Here is a 4,846-nt window from a genome sequence, read left to right as displayed (position 1 = left end):
GCTCGGCAGTGCGGTCGATACCAGCGCGACGCTCGGCGGCACCGCGCACGGGGCCGTGGATACTACTGCGGGGCTTGGTGGTTCGGTTGGCAGTGCAACGCATGGGGCCGTGGATACCGGGGCCGGGCTCGGCGGTGCGGTCGGGGCGACTCAGAATGCTTGGTCGTCGCTGGATGTTTCGAGCGCGTTCGGGTCGGGGCTGGACAGCACGGCCGGGGTGCACGGCGACTCGGCTCTGTTCGGCGATGCGCACACGGATCTGACCGGCAGCGCCGGCGCGGACCTCGGCGGCGACGCGATGCTGCACTGACCGCGGCCGCGCCGCACCGACCACACCCGCTCGACTGGAAGAGGACGACACCGCGATGGGGACGCCCGCACCGAACGCAACGCCACCGGCGGTACCGCTGCTCTCGGTGCTGGGCGAAACCATCGCGGCGGCCCGCGCCGCGGGCCGCAACGACCTGGTCGGCCGCCTGGAGGTGGCGGCCGATCGGGTCCGCGACCCGCGCCGGCGCATCGTCATCGCGGGGCAGCTGGATCAAGGCAAGAGCCGGTTCGTCAACGCGCTGCTGAATCTCGAGATCTGCCCGGTGGGCGACGACGTGACCACCACGATCACCACGCTGCTCGCGCACGGCCCCGAGCCGAAGGCGGAACTGGTGCTGACCGGCCCCGGCGGCGACTCCGGCGGCCCGGAAACCCGGGTCGCGGTGCCGTTCAACGAGATCGGCGCCATCACCGCTCGATCCCCGATGGCGCAGGGACGGCGGATCCTGCGGTTGGAGATTCAGGTGCCCAACGCCCTGCTCGCCGACGGCATCGTGCTGGTGGACACCCCGGGCGTCGGCGGGCACGGAAGTTCCTATGCGGCAAGCGTATTGAGTATGGTGCCGGCCGCCGACGCGGTGCTCGTGCTCTCCGACGCGTCCACCGAGCTCACCGAGCCCGAACTCGCGTTCCTACGTCAGGTGCGCGAATTGTGCCCCACCGTGGCGCTCTTGGTGACCAAGACCGACCTGTACCCGCACTGGCGTCAGGTGTACGAGGCTGACCAGCGTCACCTGAGCACCGCCGGTCTCGACGTGCCGATGATCGCGGTCTCGTCCCTGCTGCGCAGTCACGCCCTGCGCCTGCAGGATCAGCAGCTCGGCTTGGAGTCGGGCTTCGGCGCGCTCTATCAATTCCTGCGTGATCAGGTGGTGGCCCGCGACCAGCTCGCCACCCGCGCCGCGGTGGCCCGCGACATCCGTTCCGCCGCCGAGCATCTGGCGCTGGCACTGGGCAGCGAGCTGGTCGCGGTGCGCGATCCGGCCCGCGGCGCGGCGGCCGTGCGCGAACTGCAGGCCGCGCGGTCCTCGGCCGAGGAACTGCATCGCCGCACCGCCGCCTGGCAGACCACCCTCGCCGACGGCATCACCGACCTCGCCGGCGACGTCGACCACGATCTGCGAGATCGGTTGCGCGGCATCGCCAGAACCACCGAGGAGTGGATCGACGAGCACGATCCCGGCAGGCACTGGGACAGCATCGCCGAGTATCTCACCGGCACGATCGACACGGCGATCGGCGACAATCTGCTGTGGACCCACTCGCGCGCGGTACAACTCGCGCAGCGGGTCGCCGAGCACTTCACCGAGGTCGGCGCGGCCGATCTCCCGGACGTCCAGCCGGACGCGGCCGTCGAGGGCAGTCATATCGGCGCGAGCACCCTCGCCGACCTGGAGCCCGACATCGGCTTCGGCAGCAAAGTGCTCGTCGGCATGCGCGGCTCCTACGGCGGCATTCTCATGGTCGGCCTGGCCAGCACGTTCGCCGGGCTCGCGCTGCTCAACCCGATCTCGATCGGCGCCGGACTCGTGGTGGGCGGCAAGGCTTTCCGCGACGACAAGCAGGCCAGGCTGGCCAAGCGGCGCAATGAGGCGAAGGCGGCGGTGCGCCGGTTCGTCGACGACGTGGCGTTCCAGACGGCCAAGGAGTCCAAGGACCGGCTGCACCGCATCCATCGGGCGCTGCGCGACCACTACGCGGGCGTGGCCGAGCGGAGCCTGCGCTCCATCGACGAATCGCTGCGGGCCGCGCAGGAGGCGGCGACGATGGCCAACGCCCGCCGGGCCGAGCGCGGCGCGGTGCTCGAGCGGCAGCTGCACGCGGTTGCCGAGCTCGGCCGATACGCCGAGGCCATGCAGGCCGCGCTGCCGAGCCCGGCCGTCGGTACAGTTGCCCGGTGAGGCGAGAGGTCGGCGCGGTGCCGGGGATTGTGGCCGAGGCCCATCGACTGGTCGATGCGGCGCGCGCGGCTCTGGCGAACGAGGCGCGGCCGCGGGCGCTGCTCGCCGACTGTGCGGGGCGGCTGGATCAGCCGCTGCGCATCGCGCTCGCCGGCTCGCTGAAGGCCGGTAAGTCCACGCTGCTCAATTCGCTTGTCGGGCAGGACATCGCGCCGACCGACGCGACGGAGTGCACCAGGGTCGTCACCTGGTATCGCTACGGCTCCACCCCGAGCGTGACCGCGCACGCGGGCGACGGCGCCCGCGCGAACGTGGTGGTGCGCCGCGGCGGCGGCACGCACGGGCTGACCTTCGACCTGGACCGGCTGAACTGGAACGCGCCCGCGCCGCGCGAGGTCGACCACCTCGAGGTGGAGTGGCCCGCGGCGGCGCTGGCGCACACGACGATCATCGATACGCCCGGTACGTCCTCGCTGTCGCGGGAGGTGTCGCGGCGGACGGCCAGGCTGCTCACGCCGGACGAGGAGCAGGCCGTCGCGGTCCCCGGCGCGGACGCGGTGGTCTACCTGCTGCGCAGGCTCGACGCGGCCGACGTCCGCTTCCTCGAACGGGTGGGCGCGGGAACCGGTGCGGCGCAGGGGGTTTCCGGCCCGCTCGGCGTGGTCGGCGTGGTCTCCCGGGCCGACGAGATCGGCGCCGGACGGATCGACGCCCTGCACTCCGCGCGCGACGTCGCGACCAGGTTCGCCGGCGAGCTGGAGCGAACGGGCCTGTGTCAGGCCGTGATTCCGGTCGCCGGCCTGCTCGCGTTCGCCGCGGCCACGCTGCGGCAGCAGGAGTACGCGGCGTTCGAGGCGCTGGCCGGCGTCCCCGTCGACGAGCTGAGCGCGGCCTTGCTGTCCGCGGATCGTTTCGCGCGGCCCGATGTCGCGCTGCCGGTGGCGCCGGAACTCAGGGCACAGCTTGCGGAGCGGTTCGGGCTCTTCGGTATTCGGATGGCGGTCACCCTGGTGCGGCTCGGCGTGCGCGACTCCGCCACGCTGGCAGCGGAATTGACCGCGCGCAGCGGCGTGGACGAGCTGCGATCGGTGCTCGACGTCCAATTCGGCCAGCGCGCCGACCAATTGAAGGCGCACTCCGCCCTGACCGCGCTCGCGCGCGTGCTCACCGCCTACCCCGGCAGCCCCGCCGACGCCCTGCTGCCCCGCGTGCGCACTCTCCTCGCCGACGTGCACGGCTTCGCCGAGCTCCGGCTGCTCGGTCGCCTGCGCACCGACGAATTGGGCTTGCCGCCAGCGGATCTCGCAGAACTGCACCGCCTCATCGGTGGTTCCGGCATCGCGCCGCACCTTCGCCTCGGCCTGCCGGTCGATGCCGCGCCGTCGGTTCAGCGTGACCAGGCGGTCGCCGCGGTTCGCAAGTGGCGGTCCCGGGCACGGCACCCGCTGGCCGACCAGTTCACCGCCACCGCCTGCCTCACCGCCGCCCGCAGCGCCGAGGGCACCCTCGGCCTGCTGCCCGAGTAGGACCGGTCAGGTCCTGTCTCGAAGACCCGGCCACCGGAGGCATCCGGACGGAACTCGCGACAGCGCCTAAGCGGTGATTCTGCGTACCGCTTCCGCCAGGTCCGCGCCGGTCGGCGCGCGCTCGGGATCGATCAGATATTGCGCCGCCAAGCCGGTCAGCACGGCCTGGTAGAAGGCGCCGATGGTCGGGTCGGTCGTCTCGTGCTCGAAGAGGCGGGCCAGTCCGGTGCGCGCCTCGTCGAGTGCGCCCGCGAGTTGATCTCTGGTCGCCGAGTCGTGGCCCGCCTGGGCGATGGTGTCGAAGGTGGCCGCCCACAGCCCGCGGTGCGTGCCGATCGAGTCGATCACCGCGGCCCACTTCGTCGCGAATCGCTCCAGCGGCGTCGAATCCGGCTGCGCCGCAGCGGATATGGCGCGCTCCAGCTCCGCGCCCCATTCGCGGTTCGCCTCGGCGAGCGCCTCGTTCAGCAGCGCCTCCTTGGAGCCGAAGTGGTAGCCGATGGCGGCCATGCTCACCCCGCCCGCGGCGGTGGCGATGTCGCGCACGGTGGTGCGCGCGTAGCCCTTCTCGTACAGGCAGTGCCGCGCGCCCGCGAGCAGATCTTCCCGGTTTCCCATGCTCAGTATGGTAGCGCGATCGCCTCAGGCATTTGTCTTGCGCATACGCATAAGACAAATGTACAGTTTTTGACATGAGCAATCGACCTGTGAGCGTCCTCATCTCCGGTGCCAGCATCGCCGGGCCCACGCTGGCCTTCTGGCTGAACCGGTACGGCTTCGCCGTGACCGTCGTCGAGCGCGCCCCCGCGCTGCGCGACGGCGGGCAGGCGATCGATGTGCTCGGCGCCGGCACCGAGGTGGTGCGGAAGATGGGCCTGCTCGGGCGGGTGCACGAATTCAGCACCGGCAAGCGCGGCACCTCCTACGTCGACGCGCGGGGCAGGCGCCGGGCGAGCATCAGCAGTGAGGTGTTCAACGGCGTTGGGGCGGAAGGGGATTGCGAGATCCAGCGGGGCGACCTGGCGCGCGCTTTGTACGAGGCGACCCGCGACGACGTCGGATACCTCTTCGGCGACAGCATTGTCTCGC

At 71.7% G+C, this 4,846-nt stretch carries 4 protein-coding genes and 1 pseudogene; 4 read left to right on the top strand and 1 reads right to left on the bottom strand.

The annotated features are described in order from the left end of the window. From ON39_RS50195 to ON39_RS31670, 3 genes and pseudogenes are all read left to right on the top strand, one after another. Positions 1-310, top strand: a pseudogene (locus ON39_RS50195) (IniB N-terminal domain-containing protein); the annotation flags it as partial. Between the two features lie 55 nt (positions 311-365). Next, entirely contained in the window at positions 366-2,231 is a 1,866-nt protein-coding gene (locus ON39_RS31675) for a dynamin family protein (protein ID WP_040739734.1), read from the top strand. Beyond that, positions 2,228-3,757, top strand: coding sequence for a dynamin family protein (locus ON39_RS31670; RefSeq protein ID WP_051187382.1), 1,530 nt, complete (start codon positions 2,228-2,230; stop codon positions 3,755-3,757). Before ON39_RS31675 ends, ON39_RS31670 begins: the two co-directional genes overlap by 4 nt. A gap of 66 nt (positions 3,758-3,823) precedes the next feature. Here the strand turns inward: ON39_RS31670 and ON39_RS31665 are convergent, their stop codons facing one another. After that, on the bottom strand, positions 3,824-4,375 hold the full coding sequence (locus ON39_RS31665; RefSeq protein ID WP_040739733.1) for a TetR/AcrR family transcriptional regulator: 552 nt from the start codon (positions 4,373-4,375) through the stop codon (positions 3,824-3,826). A gap of 74 nt (positions 4,376-4,449) precedes the next feature. Between ON39_RS31665 and ON39_RS31660 the strand changes: the two genes are divergently transcribed. Beyond that, positions 4,450-4,846 (top strand): FAD-dependent monooxygenase (locus ON39_RS31660; RefSeq protein ID WP_174412588.1); only part of this gene is annotated, 397 nt, incomplete at its 3' end.

Origin of the sequence: Nocardia tenerifensis NBRC 101015 (genome assembly GCF_000308715.1) — a bacterium.
Classification (GTDB): domain Bacteria; phylum Actinomycetota; class Actinomycetes; order Mycobacteriales; family Mycobacteriaceae; genus Nocardia; species Nocardia tenerifensis.
The sequence above is the reverse complement of the archived record's forward strand: the minus strand, read 5'-3'. Positions and strand labels throughout refer to the sequence as shown.

Excerpts from the sequence above, each read along its gene's own strand:
- ON39_RS31675 (WP_040739734.1), top strand. The coding sequence starts at position 366 with ATGGGGACGCCCGCACCGAACGCAACGCCACCGGCGGTACCGCTGCTC.
- ON39_RS31665 (WP_040739733.1), bottom strand. The coding sequence starts at position 4,375 with ATGGGAAACCGGGAAGATCTGCTCGCGGGCGCGCGGCACTGCCTGTAC.